The 18,429-nt window shown below is 63.9% G+C and carries 18 protein-coding genes and 1 pseudogene; 7 read left to right on the top strand and 12 right to left on the bottom strand.

Features of this window, described 5'->3' with window-relative positions; all coding sequences use genetic code 11:
* The first annotated feature begins 35 nt into the window (after positions 1-35).
* Complete coding sequence (locus ABIB00_RS05385) at positions 36-923, top strand: YicC/YloC family endoribonuclease (RefSeq protein WP_354103634.1); 888 nt, start codon at positions 36-38, stop codon at positions 921-923.
* A gap of 3 nt (positions 924-926) precedes the next feature.
* Positions 927-1,586, top strand: coding sequence for a guanylate kinase (gene gmk, locus ABIB00_RS05380; RefSeq protein WP_247346312.1), 660 nt, complete (start codon positions 927-929; stop codon positions 1,584-1,586).
* On the opposite strand, the gene ABIB00_RS05375 is transcribed toward gmk, so the two are convergent.
* Positions 1,519-2,712 carry a hypothetical protein gene (locus tag ABIB00_RS05375; RefSeq protein ID WP_354103633.1) on the bottom strand — a complete coding sequence of 398 codons (1,194 nt, stop codon included), beginning with the start codon at positions 2,710-2,712 and terminating at the stop codon, positions 1,519-1,521. The two genes, gmk and ABIB00_RS05375, sit on opposite strands and share 68 nt — an antisense overlap.
* Before the next feature lie 1,151 nt (positions 2,713-3,863).
* On the opposite strand from ABIB00_RS05375, the pseudogene ABIB00_RS05370 reads away from it, so the two are divergent.
* The 4 genes and pseudogenes from ABIB00_RS05370 (at position 3,864) to ABIB00_RS39060 (ending at position 6,216) form a co-directional block, all read left to right on the top strand.
* Positions 3,864-4,401, top strand: a pseudogene (locus ABIB00_RS05370) (REP-associated tyrosine transposase).
* A 64-nt stretch (positions 4,402-4,465) separates the two neighbouring features.
* On the top strand, positions 4,466-4,987 hold the full coding sequence (locus ABIB00_RS05365) for a hypothetical protein (protein ID WP_354103632.1): 522 nt from the start codon (positions 4,466-4,468) through the stop codon (positions 4,985-4,987).
* Between the two features lie 201 nt (positions 4,988-5,188).
* Positions 5,189-5,956 (top strand): LysR substrate-binding domain-containing protein, encoded by a 768-nt coding sequence (locus ABIB00_RS05360; protein ID WP_354103631.1) that lies wholly within the window; start codon positions 5,189-5,191, stop codon positions 5,954-5,956.
* Between the two features lie 95 nt (positions 5,957-6,051).
* Complete coding sequence (locus ABIB00_RS39060) at positions 6,052-6,216, top strand: low affinity iron permease family protein (RefSeq protein ID WP_247346323.1); 165 nt, start codon at positions 6,052-6,054, stop codon at positions 6,214-6,216.
* Between the two features lie 42 nt (positions 6,217-6,258).
* Here the strand turns inward: ABIB00_RS39060 and ABIB00_RS05350 are convergent, their stop codons facing one another.
* Entirely contained in the window at positions 6,259-6,510 is a 252-nt protein-coding gene (locus ABIB00_RS05350; RefSeq protein ID WP_247346325.1) for a Crp/Fnr family transcriptional regulator, read from the bottom strand.
* Positions 6,511-6,990: 480 nt separating this feature from the next.
* Between ABIB00_RS05350 and ABIB00_RS05345 the strand changes: the two genes are divergently transcribed.
* On the top strand, positions 6,991-7,728 hold the full coding sequence (locus ABIB00_RS05345; RefSeq protein ID WP_247346327.1) for a Crp/Fnr family transcriptional regulator: 738 nt from the start codon (positions 6,991-6,993) through the stop codon (positions 7,726-7,728).
* Here the strand turns inward: ABIB00_RS05345 and ABIB00_RS05340 are convergent.
* The 10 genes from ABIB00_RS05340 to lptF form a co-directional block, all read right to left on the bottom strand.
* A complete protein-coding gene (locus ABIB00_RS05340; protein ID WP_247346329.1) occupies positions 7,707-8,459 on the bottom strand; it encodes a Crp/Fnr family transcriptional regulator in 753 nt (250 codons plus the stop codon). The two genes, ABIB00_RS05345 and ABIB00_RS05340, sit on opposite strands and share 22 nt — an antisense overlap.
* 333 nt (positions 8,460-8,792) lie before the next feature.
* Positions 8,793-9,029 (bottom strand): hypothetical protein, encoded by a 237-nt coding sequence (locus ABIB00_RS05335; protein WP_247346331.1) that lies wholly within the window; start codon positions 9,027-9,029, stop codon positions 8,793-8,795.
* Between the two features lie 75 nt (positions 9,030-9,104).
* Positions 9,105-9,218: a Flp family type IVb pilin gene (locus ABIB00_RS05330; protein WP_247346784.1), complete on the bottom strand. Its 114-nt coding sequence runs from the start codon at positions 9,216-9,218 to the stop codon at positions 9,105-9,107.
* A 214-nt stretch (positions 9,219-9,432) separates the two neighbouring features.
* Positions 9,433-10,491 (bottom strand): alcohol dehydrogenase, encoded by a 1,059-nt coding sequence (locus tag ABIB00_RS05325; RefSeq protein ID WP_247346333.1) that lies wholly within the window; start codon positions 10,489-10,491, stop codon positions 9,433-9,435.
* Positions 10,492-10,515: 24 nt separating this feature from the next.
* Entirely contained in the window at positions 10,516-11,370 is an 855-nt protein-coding gene (rsmA, locus tag ABIB00_RS05320; protein WP_247346335.1) for a 16S rRNA (adenine(1518)-N(6)/adenine(1519)-N(6))-dimethyltransferase RsmA, read from the bottom strand.
* Positions 11,367-12,383: a 4-hydroxythreonine-4-phosphate dehydrogenase PdxA gene (gene pdxA, locus ABIB00_RS05315; protein WP_247346337.1), complete on the bottom strand. Its 1,017-nt coding sequence runs from the start codon at positions 12,381-12,383 to the stop codon at positions 11,367-11,369. The genes rsmA and pdxA overlap by 4 nt, the downstream gene beginning before the upstream one ends.
* On the bottom strand, positions 12,383-13,309 hold the full coding sequence (locus tag ABIB00_RS05310; RefSeq protein WP_247443437.1) for a peptidylprolyl isomerase family protein: 927 nt from the start codon (positions 13,307-13,309) through the stop codon (positions 12,383-12,385). Before ABIB00_RS05310 ends, pdxA begins: the two co-directional genes overlap by 1 nt.
* A 68-nt stretch (positions 13,310-13,377) precedes the next feature.
* The gene (locus ABIB00_RS05305; RefSeq protein ID WP_354103630.1) at positions 13,378-15,867 is read right to left on the bottom strand and encodes an LPS-assembly protein LptD; all 2,490 of its coding nucleotides are present in this window, start codon (positions 15,865-15,867) and stop codon (positions 13,378-13,380) included.
* The gene (gene lptG / locus ABIB00_RS05300) at positions 15,867-16,964 is read right to left on the bottom strand and encodes an LPS export ABC transporter permease LptG (RefSeq protein ID WP_247443439.1); all 1,098 of its coding nucleotides are present in this window, start codon (positions 16,962-16,964) and stop codon (positions 15,867-15,869) included. Before lptG ends, ABIB00_RS05305 begins: the two co-directional genes overlap by 1 nt.
* Entirely contained in the window at positions 16,961-18,130 is a 1,170-nt protein-coding gene (gene lptF / locus ABIB00_RS05295; protein ID WP_247346345.1) for an LPS export ABC transporter permease LptF, read from the bottom strand. Before lptF ends, lptG begins: the two co-directional genes overlap by 4 nt.
* Between the last annotated feature and the right edge of the window lie 299 nt (positions 18,131-18,429).

The raw sequence follows: 18,429 nt of genomic DNA, 5'->3' as shown, positions 1-18,429 counted from the left end.
CCCGCGAATCCCGTGCTTCTGGAGAAATTGACCTGATGGCGTTGTCGTCCATGACCGGCTTTGCCCGAAGCCACGGCGCGAGCGGGCCGTATACGTTCGAATGGGAATTGAAGTCGGTCAACGCCAAGGGCTTTGACCTGCGCGTGCGGCTGCCGCAGGGGTTTGACGAGCTGGAGGCCCACGCCAAGAAACGCGCCGCCGAGCTGCTCTCGCGCGGCACCGTCTACGCCAATCTGACCGTCAAGCGCGCCAATGCCGCCACCACGGTCCGCGTCAACGACGACGTGCTGAACGCCGTCCTGAAGGCCGCCGCCGTGATCGCCGGCAAGGTCGATGCAGTCGCACCAAGCGTCGACGGGCTTTTGTCCATCAAGGGTGTCATTGAGGTCGCCGAGCCCGAGGGCGACGAGGAGGAGGACAAGGCCGCGCGCGCCGCGGCCGCCGACGCCTTCGACAAGGCGCTCACCGAACTCGTCGAGATGCGCAAGCGCGAGGGGACTTCGCTGGGGCAGATCCTGATCCAGCGGGTGGACGAGGTCGAGCAGCTTGCGAAAAAAGCCGAGGCTGCGCCCGGTCGCAAGCCCGAGGCGATCAAGGCCAGGCTCGCCGAGCAGATCGCGACGCTGCTCGACACTTCAGACCGTTTCGATTCCGACCGCCTGATGCAGGAGGCGATCCTGATCGCGACCAGGGCCGACATCCGCGAGGAGCTCGACCGCATCGCCTCGCACATCGCGCAGGCGCGCGAGCTGATCGGCAAGGGCGGCCCGGTGGGGCGCAAGCTCGACTTCCTGGCGCAGGAGTTTCACCGCGAGGTCAACACCTGCTGCTCGAAGTCGAACGACATCGAACTGACCAATACGGGGCTCGCCATGAAGAACGTGGTCGAGCAGTTTCGCGAGCAGGTCCAGAATCTGGAGTGATCGATGACGATTGGCGGTCACGGAACTGACGGTGTCGAGCGGCGTGGATTGATGTTCGTGCTGTCCTCGCCGTCGGGCGCGGGCAAGACGACGCTGTCGCGCATGCTGATTGCGGAGACTCCAGGTCTCCAGATGTCGGTGTCCGCAACAACACGGCCGATGCGGCCGGGCGAGGTCGATGGGAAGGACTATTTCTTCGTCGATCAAAAACGCTTCGAAACGATGGTGCAGGCTGGTGAGCTACTGGAATCGGCTCACGTCTTCGGGAATCGTTATGGCACACCGCGAGGTCCGGTCGATGCTGCGCTAGCGTCTGGGAACGATGTGTTGTTTGACATCGATTGGCAAGGGACCCAGCAACTCCGCGATCGTTCAGGAAAGGATGTCGTTAGCGTTTTTATCCTTCCGCCGTCGGTTGCTGCACTTGAGCAGCGCCTACATACGCGTGCGCAGGATTCAGATGAGGTCATCCGCGGCCGCATGAAAAAAGCGGGCGACGAAATGAGCCACTTCGACGCTTACGACTATATCGTTGTCAACGACAACATTGGCCTCGCATTCGAGGCTGTGCGTTCGATCCTTCGCGCCGAGCAGCTTAAGCGCGAACGCCAGGTCGGACTTGAAGGCTTCGTGCGGGGTCTACGTAATCAGCTCGAGAAATAGCTGGCTGCCTCAGCCGCGGCCCTTCCTGCGCCAGCCGTTCCAGCATCGCCGTGATCACGTCGACGTCGACAGCGTCCTCGATTTGCACACCATTATCGCGAACGGCCGGCTCTTCGTCAGTGACGTCGTTGGCCGCGAGCCGCGGCGTTGCGGCCTCGATCTCGAATTCTCCGTTGAACATGTCGGCGTCGTCGAACGCTGCGGCCTCGTCGCGGGCCTGCGGTGCTCGTGCGTGGATCACATCGATCTCGCGATCGATCGCGGCGAGCTGTACCGTCTTGAGCGGCGCGGCCTGCGGACGCACGGCATCGAAATCGACCGGGCGCGGCTGCTGCGCGCGCGGCGCGCCGGCCGGCGCTGCCTTGAGCCAGGGCGCGCGGCCGTCGTCGTGATCGTGCGGCTCAAAATTGTCCCAGTTGACGCGGCGATGGTCGGCGGCCTGGACGCGTCCGCGTCCGCCGGCGAACCGATAGATGATGCTGGCGAGGATGCCGGCAAGTGCCAGCGCGCCGCCGATCGCGAGCAGCAGCATCTGGAGTGAGCCGGTCGGCTTGTCGGCGGAGCTGTCGGCCGCAGCCAGAGCCATGGGAGCAGGGGATTTCGCCGGCTTCGCGCTCGGCTGCGCGGCAGCCGCGACAGGTGCGGGCGATGGCTGCACTGCGGGCGTGACGGACGCCGCGGAGGCATCGGGCCAGCGCGCGTCGACGGCGGGCTGCTGCGCGTTGGTGTCAGCGGAGGGGCTCGCAGCTTGTTGCATCGGCGCCGCCGGCGTCTTCGGCGCGGCAATGCTCTGCGGCGTCAGATATTCGGCGCGCGCATCCTGCACCGGGTGTTGCTGCGGCGCGGCTGAATCTGCTGTCGGCGTATCGGCCGCAACCCGTGCGGTTTGTGTGGCCTTGCCGCCTTCGGCGCGCAGATACCAGCACTGCCGCTTGGTCCCGCGCTCGAGGCGATAGTGCCAATGCTGGCCCTGCGGCGCGGCGCCCTTTGGCGAGGCAAGGCAGTCGCTCGCGGCATTTGCCGTGTTCGGTGCCGTCGGTGCATTCTGCGATACGGCGGCCAGAGGCGCACCGGCAATGATGCTGCCCGCGAGGGCGGATATGAACTTTGCGGTGCGGTTGCCCATCCTGGTCTCCCGATTACGCCTGACGCAACTCGTTACCTTCCCTTTGTCGTCAAAGACTTGGGTGGCAATGAGCCGCGAATCCGGAGAGGATGTGGCTTGAATCGGGCCTGCGCGGCATTCGTTCCGCCGCGGAATCAGACTTTTTCGCTGCGACTGCTTGCTCAAGGTCTCGGTTCCGCCGCAGCCGTCCGAGCGGCGGAAGGTTCCGGAGCCGCTGCAGGCACCGAGGGGCGAGAGCCGGGAAGGGAGCATGGTTGCGCGTTCCCGCGGCAGGTTTTGCCCGGGTCTTGCTTTTGTTCATCGCCCAATGGAGGCCAAAGGGCGCAGGGAAGGCCGGGCGCCGGCGGCACCCGTTGGTCCGTGCGCGACAAGAGTGCACACGGGGTGGACCGATGGGGGGCCGATCGCCCGGCCTTCCCTGCGCGGATGGTTTTAACGGTGTCCTTCGTGCTCTCCCCGGGGAGCGATGCACTATTGCCCCCGTCGCCCTGCGGATGACTGATGCGCGCGCCCGGTCGGGCCGCCACATCACCGCTGGACTTGACGCACAGACCCCGGGCGTCAGGACCACACGACTTCTCCGTCCGCGGACGGTCCCGCCTGATCGTCAGGGGCTTGCGTGTGCTCACCCCGGACAATCGACAAGCCCGCTCTCCAGCGCCGTGTCGTACCGCGTCGCGTGAGGACTCACGGTTGCCCGCCCTGTCATCACGCTGCCCGCGCCGTCGCTGCCGCGTCCACCGCCACCCGGCCCGCATGTCGTGACGATCGCGAGCGCCCCTTTGGCAGGGCCAGGATCAGTGCTGTATGCCACAAATCCGAAATTCGGAAAAGTGAAATCTTTTTACGCGGAGGGCTTGACGGGGTGTTTTGCCCGACGGGTTGCGTGGAGCGCCCCGATCTCCGCCCATGGGGTGCGTGAGTCCGTAGGATGGGTTGAGCCCTTGCGAAACCCATCGCCCGAAAGCCGATCGAAATGATGGGTTTCGCTTTCGCTCTACCCATCCTACGGCATGCGTGCTTCACCCTTCGCTCGTCGAGATTCGATGAACAAGATCACACGTATTCCGGAATGACAGCGAGGAGGCAGGCCCGTAGGATGGGTTGAGCCCTTGCGAATCCATCTTTTCCTCCTCTAATCACCTTCCATCATGACGGGTTATCGTCGCAACTTTATCCCCGGAGGCAGCTTCTTCTTCACCGTCAATCTGGCGGAGCGGAGGCTTTCCTTGCTGACGGATCATGTCGAGATATTACGCGCCGCGTTTCGCGAAACGCGCCAGCGTCATCCATTCACGATTGATGCCGTCGTTGTGCTACCCGATCATCTCCATGCGGTCTGGACACTGCCCGAAGGCGATGCCAACTTCGCCACGCGCTGGCGGTTGATCAAATCGGCATTTTCACGCGGCGTCGCGCGCGGCGAGCGGATATCTTCCAGCCGCGCCGCAAAGGGTGAGCGCGGTATCTGGCAGCGCCGCTATTGGGGAGCACACCATTCGGGATGAGGGCGACTTCGCTCGGCATGTCGACTATGTCCACATCAACCCGGTCAAGCATGGTTTCGTCACGCGGGTGAGCGACTGGGCATTGTCCTCGTTTCATCGTCATGTGAGACTTGGCAATTACCCGGTGGACTGGGCGGGCGACCATTCCGAGGGCATCCGCGACTATGGTGAAAGAGGATAGAAGCAAGTGATGGGTATCGCGGAGCAAAACCCATCCTAATCGCTGATAGCAGGAACTTAACACGATGCATCCCGTCGATGACGATCCTATGATGGCATCTGCCATCGGGCGATGCTCCAACAACTGGACGCACGCTGAGGCCACGCTCGCATGGATTTTCGCGAGTCTCACTCAGACAGACCACACAATCGCTGTGACGGTTTTCAGTTTTTTCAAATCAACGAATACTCAGAGCGCCGTTCTAAAGAAGCTCGCCAAGATCTCGCCCTTCATGACGCAGGATTTGCGGGGCCGTCTTACTCGCGCCCTCAAGACATATGCGGCCCTTGCCGAGGGTCGCAATCAGCTTTTGCACAATCCGATTGGAAGAAGCATTACTGACCAAATTTACATCATGCTGCGAACTCCCGTGCCCAGCACCGGTGGGATACCGTACGAAGCCAAACCGATTTCTTCATCTGAAATTGATGGTCTGTCTGCCAAGATTAGGGCATTTGTTCTTGAACTTGTCGATCTCCAAAAAGAGATCATGAAAGCGCAGCATCCGGGCAATTCACTGTTCGGTGGCCTATTCCCCAGAGATTGAGCGAGATGTCGTAGGATGGGGAGAGCTCTTGCGAAACCCATCGTTCTCGCTCGTGGTGACGTAGCGTCGAGACCGCACCGTCGCAACTTCGCCCCGGCTGGACCCTTCTTCTTTGCCGACAATCTTGCTGACGAGCGTGCCTCGATGTTCTGGTGCGGCGTTTCAGGCTAGTGTCCAGTCGCTAGGCGATGGGTTTCGCAAGTGCTCAACCCATCCTACGGCCTCAAGCGTAGCATTGCGTTGTGCAACGATTTGCGGAGCGGTGTGGACGAGCTGCAATCGCTCGCTGATCCCGCGATGGGTGAATTGCGCATTGGCAGCACCGAGCCCGTCATGGCTGGATTACTGCCCGCCATTATTGACCGGCTGTCCCGGCAATACCCGAGGCTCGCGCTTCACATCATCGAGGGCGAACCGCCTGAGCTTCAGGATCGCCATCTGCGCAATCACGACATCGACCTCATGATAGGGCGCCTGCCGAGCTCGACGCCGGCTGCCGATACCGATGTTGAGGTGCTGCTGCACGAAAGCGGTGTCGTTGTTGCAGGCTTGCACAGTCCGTGGGTGCGGCGGCGCAAGATCCGCCTCGACGAGCTGGTCAACGAGCGTTGGTGCCTGCCGCCGCGCGAAAGTTTTCCGGGCGGTTGGATTGCCCGCGCATTTCACGCCTCCGGACTGGAGGTGCCACGTGCCAGCGTAACCGTGTATTCGATCCTTATGCAGTCGGCGTTGCTTTCGTCGGAACGATTCCTGAGTTTCCTTCCGGCATCGATGTTGCACTTCAGCGCGAAGCGGCTGTCGATGAAGGTCTTACCCGTCGAAATGCCTATTCAGATGTGGCCGGTAGGGATCGTTGCGCTTAATGGCAGAACGCCAAACCCTGCTCAGCGGCTGCTCGTCGAGTGCGCTCGAGAGGTAGCGAAGCCGCTCGCAGGTAAGCGAAACGCCTCGCCCAATCGACGAAATTGACCGATTGTTCTTCTGCTTCTGCCACATCGCGTCGCCTGGGCGCGCTGGGCAACGGGCTTGAATGGCACTCGTTCGCGACGCTGGCGACATGGGGCATGACGCTGGTGATCCAGCGGACCGAGCACCGCGATACCCAGGCGACTCACGCCAAGCTCGACGAGCTGCTCAAGGCCAGCGGCCGCGCCGATCTGATGAAGGTCGATGACAAAGACGCCGAGCGGGTCGAGAAGGAGCGGGAGGAGATTCGACGGAGCGGGTAGCGCGTGCGGCGCCCCAGCTGGCGGCGCATTCACCCGCCTCGGTCAGGCCAGATAATCCGGCGTGAAATCCGCGAGCGTGCGGAGTTGGTCGGGTTGCAGCAGCTCGATCTCGCTTCCCTCCCAGGCAATCAATCGGCGCTGTCTCAGTTCCTGGATGGTACGATTGACGTGGACGATCGACAATCCGCTGGCATCGGCAACGTGCCGCTGCGTCATCGGTATCTGGAAGCAGCCTTCCGCCGCAAGCCCAACCGTCTCCAGTCGTGTCGCCAGTTCGCAGATCAGGTGCGCCACCCTTGAGAGCGCCGCCTGCCCGCCGAGACGCGCGACCCACTGCCGCGAGATCGCCGTCAGAGAGGTCCGCGATCGCCTGGAGCCGCTGGATGAATTTGGCGTGGCGTGTGTTGGCCGTGGGTGCAGTCATTCGTCCTTCGATGCTGGCGCGGAACGGAACTCGCGGATGGCGCGGGCCAATTCCCAGTCCGACATCGGCCGGCTCGGCTCCTCGTGCGCGGCCTCCCGCGAGATGTCCCTGATCCTGCCCGAAGCTTTGCTTGGGCCCCAGCTGAGCAATCCGCAAATGCGCTCCAGTACGGTCGTGTAACTCATGAGAGGAGGCGGCCCATTCCGCATTCGGGATTGATGAGAGTCAGGATCCAGACCGTTGCCGACGCACTTAGCAACCAGTCCCGTCGATGCGAGTTCTAGTCCGCGAGATTCTTGCCAGATGTATCAATTGATACAGTGGGCACCTTTTTTTCGCGGACCCTGTGCATGGAAAAAGCATATGACGTGCTGATCCGGAACCTGTGCGAGCACACCGCGCTCGCGCTGGAGGACATCGCCGAGATCCGCGCGCTCACCTTCATGCTGCGCGAGGTCGCGCCGAACGAGGATTTCATCCGTCAGGGCGATGAGCCCGAACATTCGGCACTGGTCGTCACAGGCATGATCGCGCGCTACCATCTGCTCGGCAGCGGGCGGCGGCAATATCTTGCGTTCCATCTGGCCGGCGACCTGCCCGATGCGCAGGGTCTGTTCATCGACCAGATGGATCACGGCTTGAGTGCGTTGGGGCCAGCCTCGATCGCCTTTATTCCGCATCGCCAATTGTTCGCTGCCTTCCGGCGGCGGCCGACCTTTGCTCTGGCGGTCTGGCGCGAAACGCTGCGCGATGCCTCGATATTTCGCGAGGCCATCACCAACAACAGTGCGCGGCCGATGCAGGCGCGCATGGCGCACCTGTTCTGCGAGCTGTTCTACCGCGCCCGCGCCGCGCAGCTCGTCCGCGGGAATCGCTGCCGCCTGCCGATCAGCTTGGCGCAGCTCGGCGAGACGCTGGGCATGGCGATCGCGACGGTGAACCGGACGCTCGCCGACCTCAGGCGGAGTGGGACCGTGGACTTGCGCGACAGCGAGCTGATCGTCCTGAAATGGCGCGAATTGCAGCGGCTCGGAGACTTCAGTCCGATCTATCTGCACCTCAAGCGTCAGTCGCCGCCGTTAGCGTGAGGCCGCAAAGTGTCAGCCGTCGGCAGATGCCGCCCGCCCAGCACTTCGTCGAAATGCTTCTTCACCCAATCGTTGCAACGGCAGGCTCTGGCTTCGAGCGCCGGCGCGTCGAGGATCAGGATGGCGCCACGGCGGGTCGCGAGGATCCGCCTCGCCTTGAACATCTGGATGACGCGGCTGGCATAGCTGCGGGACACGCCGAGCATGCCGGCGAGCTGCTCGTGGGTGAGGGGGATCTCGGGGCCGCCGATGTGCTCCTGCGCCGAGATGATCCACTTGGCGGCACGCTGCTCGATCGAATGGGCGGCGTTGCAGGCCGCGGTCTGGAGCAGCTGCGCGAACTGGCAGTCGGCATAGCGCGAGAACACCTGATGGAGCGTGGCCGACCTCTGCTGGGCCTGCTCGAGCCCGCGCAGCGGCAGCCGCATCAGGGTGCCGCCCAGCTTCACGACGATGCGCGAATAGGCGAGCGAGGCGCTGCGGCCGGCGGCAATGCCCACCGCGCCCTCGTGCCCCACCAGCAGGCTTTCGACCTCGCGATCGTCCTCGACCGGCACCGCGAACGACACCAGAGTGGAGCCGCAAGGAAAATGAACCGCCGTCATCTCGTCGCCGGCGTGATGCAGGATGTGGCTTGCCTCGAGTTCGACCGGCTGGAGGTGAGGCGCGAGCAGCTCGAAATCCGGATAACTGAGCCGCTGGAGAAGATCGTTCTGGGGCCAACCGGTCACATGACTTGCTCTGGCCGGGAATCGGCACCAGCCAGAACCCTACGTTTCCGTAACGAGGCCGACGGTTCCAAAGTGCACACAAAGCGTTTTTCGGGCGTTGAAAAGTTGGCCTCTCACTTGCGGAATCCGGAAGTCGGTAGGGCCGCGTGGCGCGGCCGAACCGGAGGCATTCAACTTCATGAACTCTGTGCAGGAGTGCACACAGCAGGCACGCGGATCGGCGTAGCGTCCTCGTCGCGGGAGCGACGCACCCCGCGCGCTCCGCCCGACGGACCGCCGGCCTATACCTGTACGCCGCGGAGCCGGCGGTCCCGAGTGCGGCGGCGACGTTCGTCACCCGAAGCGGGCTTCGCAGTCGTGCGCGGACCGCACTTTGGCTGCATGCGCGCGATAGGCATCGATCGCCTTGTTGGCGAGCATCAACTGCCGGCGTTCGCCGGTCCTGAGCTGGGCTTCGATGGCGTCGAGAAGGACGTTCGCGGACTCGTCCGGAGGGCCGAGCTCTCCGCTCTGCTCCAGGAAGCTCCAGGCGATGAAGAATGCGCTTTCGACGGTGCAACGAATGGACATGCGCTGCCAACGCAAGGCGGCCGCCGACGTTCCGCGCCCAAGGCGAGGTGCCGCGAACTAACGCGGGTGTCCGCGCTAGTTCAGCGAGGTGCTGATCGCGCTGAACTTCTTGTTCAGTGTCGAGCCAAGGTTGTTGACGACGGCGATGATCGCGAGCGCGATGCCGGCGGCGATCAGGCCGTACTCGATCGCGGTGGCGCCGGATTCGCCGGCGAGAGGTGGCGAATGGTCTGCATGGTCTTGCGAGAATTGTCTTGCGAGAATTCCAGGAAGGAGCTGGCGAGGACCATATCCGCGGGCGGTGGGTTCCCCAATTCGGAACCGCACCTTGCGTCAATCGCGATCATCGAAGCGGGCGGCGGGAGATCGATCCCGCCGCCACGACCGCTCGATCCTTGCGTCGCTAATTCTTCAGCACTATGCGGCCGACGACCTTGCCGGCGCGCAATTCGTCGATCCATGTCTGGACGTCGCCCATCGGCTCCTCGCGCATCGGCGTCGGCTTGATCTTGCCGGCGCGGGCGAGCGCCATCAGCTCCTGGGCCTCGGTGAGCGTGCCGACCATGAAGCCCTCGATGGTCATGCGCTTGTAGACCCACTGCACCATCGGCAGCGTGAACTGGCCGCCCATAAGGCCGGAGACTACAATCTTGCCGCCGCGCGCCGCGACGGCGACCGCGAAGGCCATCGACTTCTCGTTGCCGGCGAAATCGACGATCTCGTCGAAGCCGCCCTCGGTCTCCTTGAGGATGCGCTTGACCACGTCGGGCTCGGCCGGATCGTAAGCCACCGCCGCGCCGTTCTTCAGCGCGGTCTCGCGCGCGGCGCTGCTGAGGTCGGCGACCGAGATCGGCTGCTTGAACATGGCCTCCGCAAAGGAAAGGCCCATCATGCCGACACCGCCGAGGCCGATCAGCAGGAGGTTGCGCTGGCGCGGACGGTCGACCAGGCGCTTGAGCGCACCGTAGGCGGTGACGCCGGAGCACATCAGGGTCGCAGCCTGGTTGACGGGCAGGGGGTCGTAGTCGAGCAGATATTTCGCGTCGGGCACCAGCACGTGGGTGGCGAAGCCACCGTCGATGGAGACGCCGAGAAAGCGCTGTTTGGCGCAGAGGTTCTCGTCGCCATTGGCGCAGTCGCGGCACTGGCCGCAGCCGATCCACGGAAACACCGCCTTCTTCTGACCTAGGAGGCCGGTCGCTACCTCCGGACCAACTTCGTCGACCACGCCGGCGATCTCGTGGCCGAGCGTGAAGGGCAGCGTCATGCCGCGCGTGGTATCGAGCTTCTTGCCGCCGCCGAGATCGGCATAACCGTCCTGGATGTGCAGATCGGAGTGGCAGAGGCCGCAGCGCTCGATCCGCACCAGCACCTCGCGCCCTGTCGGCTTTGGCGTGTCAACGATGGTCTCGCACAGCGGCGCATCGAACTTGACCAGGGACTGCCGACGCATCAACGCCATATTTCTTCCTCCGGAATTTCTGTCTTAGTTTTCGTTTCGTATATCCGCCAATTCACGCGCCATGGCAACAAAGCCGGAAATCGGAATGGTCTCCGCGCGCCGCGTCGCATCGACGCCGGCCGCTGCGGCGAGCCGCGCGGGATCGGCGCCGAGCGACTTCAGGCTCTGGCGCAGCATCTTGCGGCGCTGGCCGAAGGCGGCGGCCGCGACCTGTTCGAGCAGCTTGCGGTCGCAGGCGAGAGGCTGTTCGCGCGGTGTCAGTCGTACGACCGAAGACGTGACCTTCGGCGGCGGCACGAAGGCGGTCGGCGCGATGTCGAACAGGATCTTGGTCTCGCAGCGCCAGTTGGCGAGCACGCCAAGGCGGCCAAAGGCCTCCTCGTCCTCGCGCGCCACGATGCGTTCGCCGACCTCGCGCTGGAACATCAAGACCATCATGTCGTACCAGGGCGGCCAGGGCTCGGTGGTGAGCCAGCCGATCAGAAGGTGGGTCGCGATGTTGTAGGGCAGGTTGGCGATAATCTTTGCTCGTTCGCCTGATAGCAGCGGGCGCGGGTCGAAGGTTGTGGCGTCGCCATGCACGATCTCCAGACGGCCGGGATAGCGCGCGGAAATATCCTGCAAGGCAGGAATAGCACGCTCGTCATGCTCGATGGCGATGACGCGTCTGGCGCCGAGCGCGAGCAGCGCGCGCGTCAGTCCGCCCGGGCCGGGACCGATCTCGACGACGGTGGAGTCCTCGAGCGGAGCCGCCGCACGGGCGATGCGCGCGGTGAGATTGAGGTCGAGGAGGAAATTCTGGCCGAGCGATTTGCGTGCCGACAGATCGTGCTGGCGAATGACCTCGCGAAGCGGCGGGAGGTCGTCGATCGCGCTCATCGGATTTTCGCAGCCGCCATCCGGCTCGCAAGCCTCAACGCCGCGATCAGGCTTGCCGGATTGGCTTTGCCGGTGCCGGCGATGTCGAAGGCGGTGCCGTGGTCGGGCGAGGTGCGGATGAAGGGCAGGCCGAGCGTGACGTTGACCGCGTCGTCGAATGCCACCGTCTTGATCGGGATCAGCGCCTGGTCGTGGTACATGCAGACGGCGCAGTCATAGCTGTTTCGCGCGGCTTCGTGAAACATGGTGTCGGCAGGAAGCGGTCCCTTCGCCTCGATGCCCTCGCTGCGCAACGCCTTGAGCGCCGGCGCGATCACGGTCTGCTCCTCGTGGCCGAGCGAACCGTCCTCGCCCGCATGCGGATTGAGGCCGGAGATCGCGATGCGCGGATTCGAGATGCCGAAGCGGGATTTCAGTTCGGTTGCGACGATGCGCACGGTCGAGACGATCAGCTCGCTGGTGAGCTGGGCCAGCGCATCGCGCAAGGAGACGTGGATGGTCACGGGCACCACGGCGAGCCGCGGCGACCACAGCATCATCACCGGCTGCGGCACGCGGCCGTCTTCCGCGGCGAGTTCGGCGAGGAATTCGGTGTGGCCGGGATGGCGGAATCCGGCGCGGTAGAGCACGCTCTTGGCGATCGGGTTGGTGACGACGGCGCCGGCGCGACCCTCGCGGACGTCAGTGACCGCCTGGCGGATCGAGGCGAGCGCGGCCGGGGCGCTCGATGCGTCGGGCTTGCCGGGCTCGGCGCTCGCGGGCTCGCCGGTCGCAACCACGGGCAGGGCCTCGGCGAAGACGGATAAGGCCCCGCTGGCGCTCACCGAGGCGATCCTGACGTCGGCGCCGAGCGCCTTGGCGCGGCGGGCGATCAGCGCCTCGTCGCCAAGTAGGTAGAAGGCGGGCAGGTCCAGTTCGCGGCGCTTGAGCCAGGCTGCGATGGTGATGTCGGGGCCGATGCCGGCAGGCTCTCCCAGCGTCAGGGCGAGGGGCTTGGCTGGCTGCCTGGCCATCAGCGGTTGCGATATTCGATCATTGCGGCCCTGCGGAGGTCATCGAGATAGGTCTTCTGGGTCTTCTCGTACTTCTCCTGATACATCTTCTCGCGGACCTCGCGCTTCTTCGGCGTGTCGATCATGGTCGGCTTGCGCGAGCACAGCACCACCATCTCGATGCCCGCCTTGGTCGCCTCGGGCGCGGTCAGGTGGCCGATCGGCGTGTCGTCGAGCACCTTGCGCAGCGCCTCGGGCAGCTCCGCCGTGGTCTTGGTGACGGTGTCGCGGATGGTGGCGTTCGGCGTGGAACGGAACAAGGAATTGGCTTCTTCGCAGCTTCCGACGCGCGAGCGATATTGCTCGGCTTCCTTGTGCCGCGTCTCCAGGAATGCCGGCGACGAGCCGCGCGGCACGATCAGCACGATCGGCTGCATCTTGTATTCGGTGCCCTCGATCTGAAGCTTGTCGCCGGTCTGGGCCTGCACGGCCTGCGCGACGTCCTTCTCGCCGACCATCAGCTTCTCCTTGAAGCGGCCGCGCACGAGGCTTGTCCAGACCATCTCGGCCTTCATGCGGGTCTTCAGGGTTTCGGGGCGGACGCCCTTGATCTCGAGCGATTTGGTGAGCTGGTCCGGCGAGATGCGCATGCGTTGCGCCATGCCCTCGTAGGACTGGTTGATGTCGGAGACGCCTGGGTCGACGCCGTATTTCTTGCCTTCCTTCAGCTTCACCCGGTCGTCGATCAGCTCGTTGATGACGTCCTGGCGGGCCGGCATCTTCTGCGTCGTCAGCTGGTCGAGCTTGGAGCGCTGCTCGATGTCGAAGTCGGTGATCGGATCGCCGTTGACCATCACGACGATGTTCTGCGCGCGCGAGGGCGTGCCGGCCAGGAGCAGGGCGGCGAGAACGAGGAGGAGGCGGAAGACAGGCAATGGCATCGTCATATTTGTCGCTCGCATGTCAGCCGCGGTGAACCTGCGATCGGGAACACGCGGACGTCACTTCAAACCGTTCACTGGAGGCCGCCGCCGGAACTGCTGGCCGTCGATGTATTCGCCAGCGTGCGCAGGCCGATCTGGAACATGATCGCGTGGTTCAGCACGGGCGGCGTCGAGCCCGCGGAATAGCTATACGCAGTTACGTAGTTCAAGCCGAGCACAAAACAATCGTCGACATAGCCGGCACCGAGCACATACTGGTTGATCTTGTTGGCCTCCAGGTCCCAGCGCGCCGAGCCCGTGACCACCCAATTGGCCGCGACCTTGATCGAGCCCGACGTCAGGATGCCCTCGCGGCGGGTCAGATAGCCGAGTTCCGGCTGCGCCGCGTAATTGCCGTACAGCATGCTGATCGACCAGCGATTGAAGTTGGCGCGGCCTTCCGCCTCGAAGCGCTGGACGTTCCAGGTCTGCTCGTCCATGCGGGAGCGGACGCTGAACGTATAGGTGCTGTTAGGCGAGTAGGCCGCGCTCGCCACATAGTCGGAACGCGGCCTTTGCAGGCCGGAATCCACGCCGGTATTGATGGTGTCCTGGACTGCGAAGGAGTTCATGCCGAACAGCTGGTAGGACTGGCCGAACAGCACCTTGACGGCGCCGCCCTTGTCGAACTGCGTGGTGGACTGCACGCCGACATTGGCGCGGCCGCCGCCCTCGACGCGGTCATAGCCGGAAAACTTGTCGACGCTGAACAGGTTCGAGGCGTCGAACACCATGCTCTGGGCGTCCTCGTTGGGGAGCTTGCCGGCATAGGTCTCGTTCGGCCGGATGATGACCTGCGCGATCGGTTCGATGGTGGTCGAGCCCCAGGGCTGAATGTTGATGAACGGGTAGCGGTATTCGAGACCGACAGTCGGCATCAGGCGGAATGCCTGGGTGTCGCCGACGGGAAGATAGTTCGACACGCCCGGCTGGTTGGAGACCGAGGAGTTGATCGCGTCGGCGCGGAGAATGGCGAACGGAGTCCAGATTTCACCGAACGGATCGGTGTAGGATTTGCGCCACTGCGCTTCGGCCGTCAGGCGGGTGTAGGTGCCCGGGAAGCCGCGTAGCAGGCACTGCGACGGCGTGCGCGCGAGCGGATCGGCCGACGCCGTCGTGCACAGGCTGTTGGTGTTGGCGAGCGTCGTGATCGGATCGAACACCGCGGTGTCACGCGACAGGTTCACGAAATTTGTCTTGTAGCTGAACTCGCCGCCGAACACCGGATAGTTCAGCACGTTCGAGTAATCGATCACGGGGTAGACGACCGGCACCTGGCTCTGGTTGCCCGAGTAACTCAGCCAGTACATCGTGCGCGCGTCGAAGAAGCTGCGATTGCCGACACCGGTCAGATAAAGCTGCGAGAGCGCATCCGTCGGCAGATAAAGGAACGAGCCCAACGGATCGCGATATTGCGACAACCGGTAGTCCGAGAAGAAGTAATAGTCGGACATGAGGACGCCGTCCCAGCCCCAGACCCACTTGTCGTTCAGCGCGAACTGACCCTTGGTGTCGACGGCGCCGCGGAACTGCCTGTCGCCGGGCTGGCCGGCGAGCGCGCTCGGATCGAGCTGGTCGATGCCGTAGACGCGGATCTGATAGGCGCCGTCCATCAGGCGCTGGCGGAACTCGGCCTGGAATAGCACGCCCTGCTTGGACGTGATGCGCGGGTTGAAGGTCGCGTCCATGTCGGGCGCGATCGCCCAGTAGAACGGAACCTCGACGCCGTAGCCGAACGGCGTGTTCGACGTGAAGCCCGGCATCAGGAAGCCGGACTTGCGCTTCACGGTCGGGTCGGGCGTCGAGAAATAGGGCATATAGGCGATCGGCACGCCGAAGAATTCGAGCTGCGCCGTCTCGAAATACAGCATCTTCTCCTGCTGGTCGTGGATGATGCGCGCACCCTTGACCTGCCACAGCGGCGGCTTCTTCGGATCGTCCTTGCACGGCGCGCAGGCGGTGTAGACGCCGTTCTCGAACACCGTGTAGTTGCCGCTGGAGCGATCGGAGCGGCTCGCCGCCATGCGGGTCTGGTCGGCCGTGTCCACGCGCAGCGAATCGACGAAACCGTCACGGTAATCGTCGGAAAGATCCAGGATCTCGGCATAGGTGATCTTGCCGTCGGCATCCGTCATGCGGATGTTGCCTTCGGCATGGAGCCGCTTGGTCTTCTGGTCGTAGATGACCTTGTCGGCCTCGACGCTGGTGCCGTTATAGAACAGCTGGACGTTACCGACCGCGGAGACGCGCGAATTGTTGTAGTCGTAGTCGACCTCGGTTGCCTGAACCAGCATCTGGTTGTCGTTGGCGACCTTCGGCGGCTTCGGACGCGGCGGCAGCGGATTGTAGGTGAAGCCCTGGGCGGAGGCCGGCGCCACGACGGCAACGTCGATCAGGCCACCGAGCGATGCCACGGCGGCGAAAGCAAGCAGGAACCTGCGAATGGACAAGCCAAACCCGTTCGCGCGCACCAATGTGCGCCGCGTCCAACGAGACACGGGTCCTTGGTGGACGGCCGTCACTATCCGTCCTCCTGATACAGCAAGGCCAAAAAGCCGGTGAGGCCGCCCACCACCACGGGCAACCACGCCGCAGCGATCGGATGCATCAACTCAGCCTTGCTCAAATCTTCAGTCACTTTCGACAAAACGTAGAGCAGAAAGCCTGCGCCCACGCCACTCAAAACCATCTTCTGTACGCCGCCCATCCGGAAGAAGCGCAACGACACGGAGGCCGCCAGCATCACCATTGCTGCAAGCAAAAACGGCTGCGCCAGAAGCTTCTGATACTGGAGTCGGTATCCGGCTGTCGCGAAGCCCGAGCTTTCGGAGGAGCGGATGTAGCTCGGTAGTTGCCAAAAGGACACAGTCTCGGGTGTGGAAAAACTGTTGCGGACCTGTGCCTCGGTCAGCGTCGTCGGAATCTCCAGGCTGGCCTGGTCGATCGGCGGCGAATCCAGCGAGAAGCGGCGGACGCCCTTGAACAGCCAACGGCCGGACTCGAGCGTCGCCTCGCGCGCCTCGACGCGTTCCTTGAAGTGCTGCTCCGTGTCGAACCGGAACAGCGTGAGCCCCGTGAGCCGGACTCCCTGCTGCTCGCTGCGCGCCGCGTTGATGATGGTCTGGCCGTCATTGGTGACCTGATTGAGCCAGAAACCGGAGGCGTCCTGAATGCCACCGCCGGGCGCAGAGCCGAACAGCTCGGCTTCCATGCGCTTGGAGAGTTCGCGCAGATTGGCCGACATCGGATTGTAGGCGACGGTGGCGATCACTCCGATCAGCAGCGCACTGCCGAGCGCCGGCGAGATGAATTGCCATGCGGAGACGCCGGCGGCGCGCGCGACCACGAGCTCGAGCCGGCGGGAGAGGGCGAGATAGCAGGTCATGGCGCCGATCAGCATGCAGAACGGCGTCAGCTTCTCCAACAGTTGCGGCACGCGGAACAGCGAGGTCTCGGCCACCATGACTGCGGAGGCGGATGCAAGGCCCGAGGTCTTGCGCACCATCTCGATGTAGTCGACCAGCACCAGCAGCAGGAAAATGCTGGCGAACACGCCGAGCGCTGCGACCACGAAACGGCCGGCGAAATAGCGCCCGAGTGTGTTGGTGAGCATGCTCATGCGGTAGCCGGCCGTCCGAACAGCCGCGCGATGCGCGCGTTTGACCTGTTGATGGCCTCCATGAGGCGCGGCGGCGGTTCGACCACGAGGCCGCCGATGATGATCGCCAGCCCGATGCCGATGGCACCAAAGACCATCGCATATTGGACCAGCACCGCGCCCGGCGATTTCACGGCCACCACCGAGCAGGCGAAGCCGGCCATGCGCAGGCCGAACACGGCGAGGATCGAGGAGCCGATCGAGAAATTGCGGCTCTGGCGGGTGGTGCGTGGCGCCCCCAGGAACGCAAAGGTCAGCACGGCAAAGGCGAACGGATAGATCGGCGCCAACAGGCTGTCATGCAAGGCCGAGCGGAACTGGCCGGGAATCTGCTTGTAGACGGGGTCGTCTTCTGACGGCGAGAGCAGCTCCCAGAGATAACGCTCGCGGATGCCGAGGGCGACGTCGCGGCCCTGGCCCGAGAACTTCGACATGTCGAAGCCGTAGCGGCCGAACGCCACCAGCGCGGGATCGCGCTTGCCGGCCTCGAAGCGCTGGAGATTGCCGGTCTCCAGCACCAGGAACGATCCGGTGTCGTTCTTCACGACTTCGCCGTGCTCGGCGACGATCGAGACGCGCTCGTTCGGATCGCGGCGGTCGTCGATGAAGATGCCGGCGAGGATGCCGCCGGGCTGACGTTCGCGAATCCGGATCGTCAGGTTCTTGTCGAGCTGGGCGAAGCGGCCGGGCTGGAGGATGTTTGTGAGCACGTCGGCAGTGATCTCGGCGTCCCACTGCTTGATCCGCCGCATGCCGTCGGGGGCGAGATAGGCCGCGATGAAGGCGACCAGCAGCGCCACCACGCAGGTGGCGTAGAAGAACGGATAGAACAGCCGGAACGGCGAGAAGCCGGCGGCATTCATCACGATGATCTCGGAATCGGTCGCGAGCTTGTTCAGCGTATGCGAGATCGCGATCATCAGCGCGATCGGCGAGATGATCAGGACCAACGCGGGCACGACGAGGCTGGTGATGCCGAGGAAGGTCAGGATGGTCTGACCCTGGCTCGTCATCAGGTCGATGCCGCGCAACGCCTGCGTAATCCAGATCACGCCCGTCAGGCTGACCAAGACCAGCGCAAACGACGCGAGCGTCGTGCGGAAGATATACCTGTCGATTGACCCCATGCGCTACCGCACGAATCCCACCAAGTCCCCAACGTCGGCCGTAATTTCGGCTGTCCAACCAATCCCCGCGAGGGGATCCCCAAGGTCGGCCAACCGTCTCTTCCAGCAGCTTACTCTCTCACTACCATCCCTTTGATCCGTCAACAAAATGGCCGCCCCGTGGCACCCTCAACATATGGTTAACATTTCCCTCGTTGTGGCCTCGCGGCCACGGGGGTGCTTGGCATCTGCCGGGCCCCTAGCCCATAGTACGGCAGAGTCAGTGAATCGCCGTTCAGCTCCGGCCCGTGGCCGGGACC

Origin of the sequence: Bradyrhizobium sp. LB14.3 (assembly GCF_040547985.1) — a bacterium.
In the GTDB taxonomy this organism is placed as follows: Bacteria; Pseudomonadota; Alphaproteobacteria; order Rhizobiales; family Xanthobacteraceae; genus Bradyrhizobium.
The sequence above is the reverse complement of the archived record's forward strand: the minus strand, read 5'-3'. Positions and strand labels throughout refer to the sequence as shown.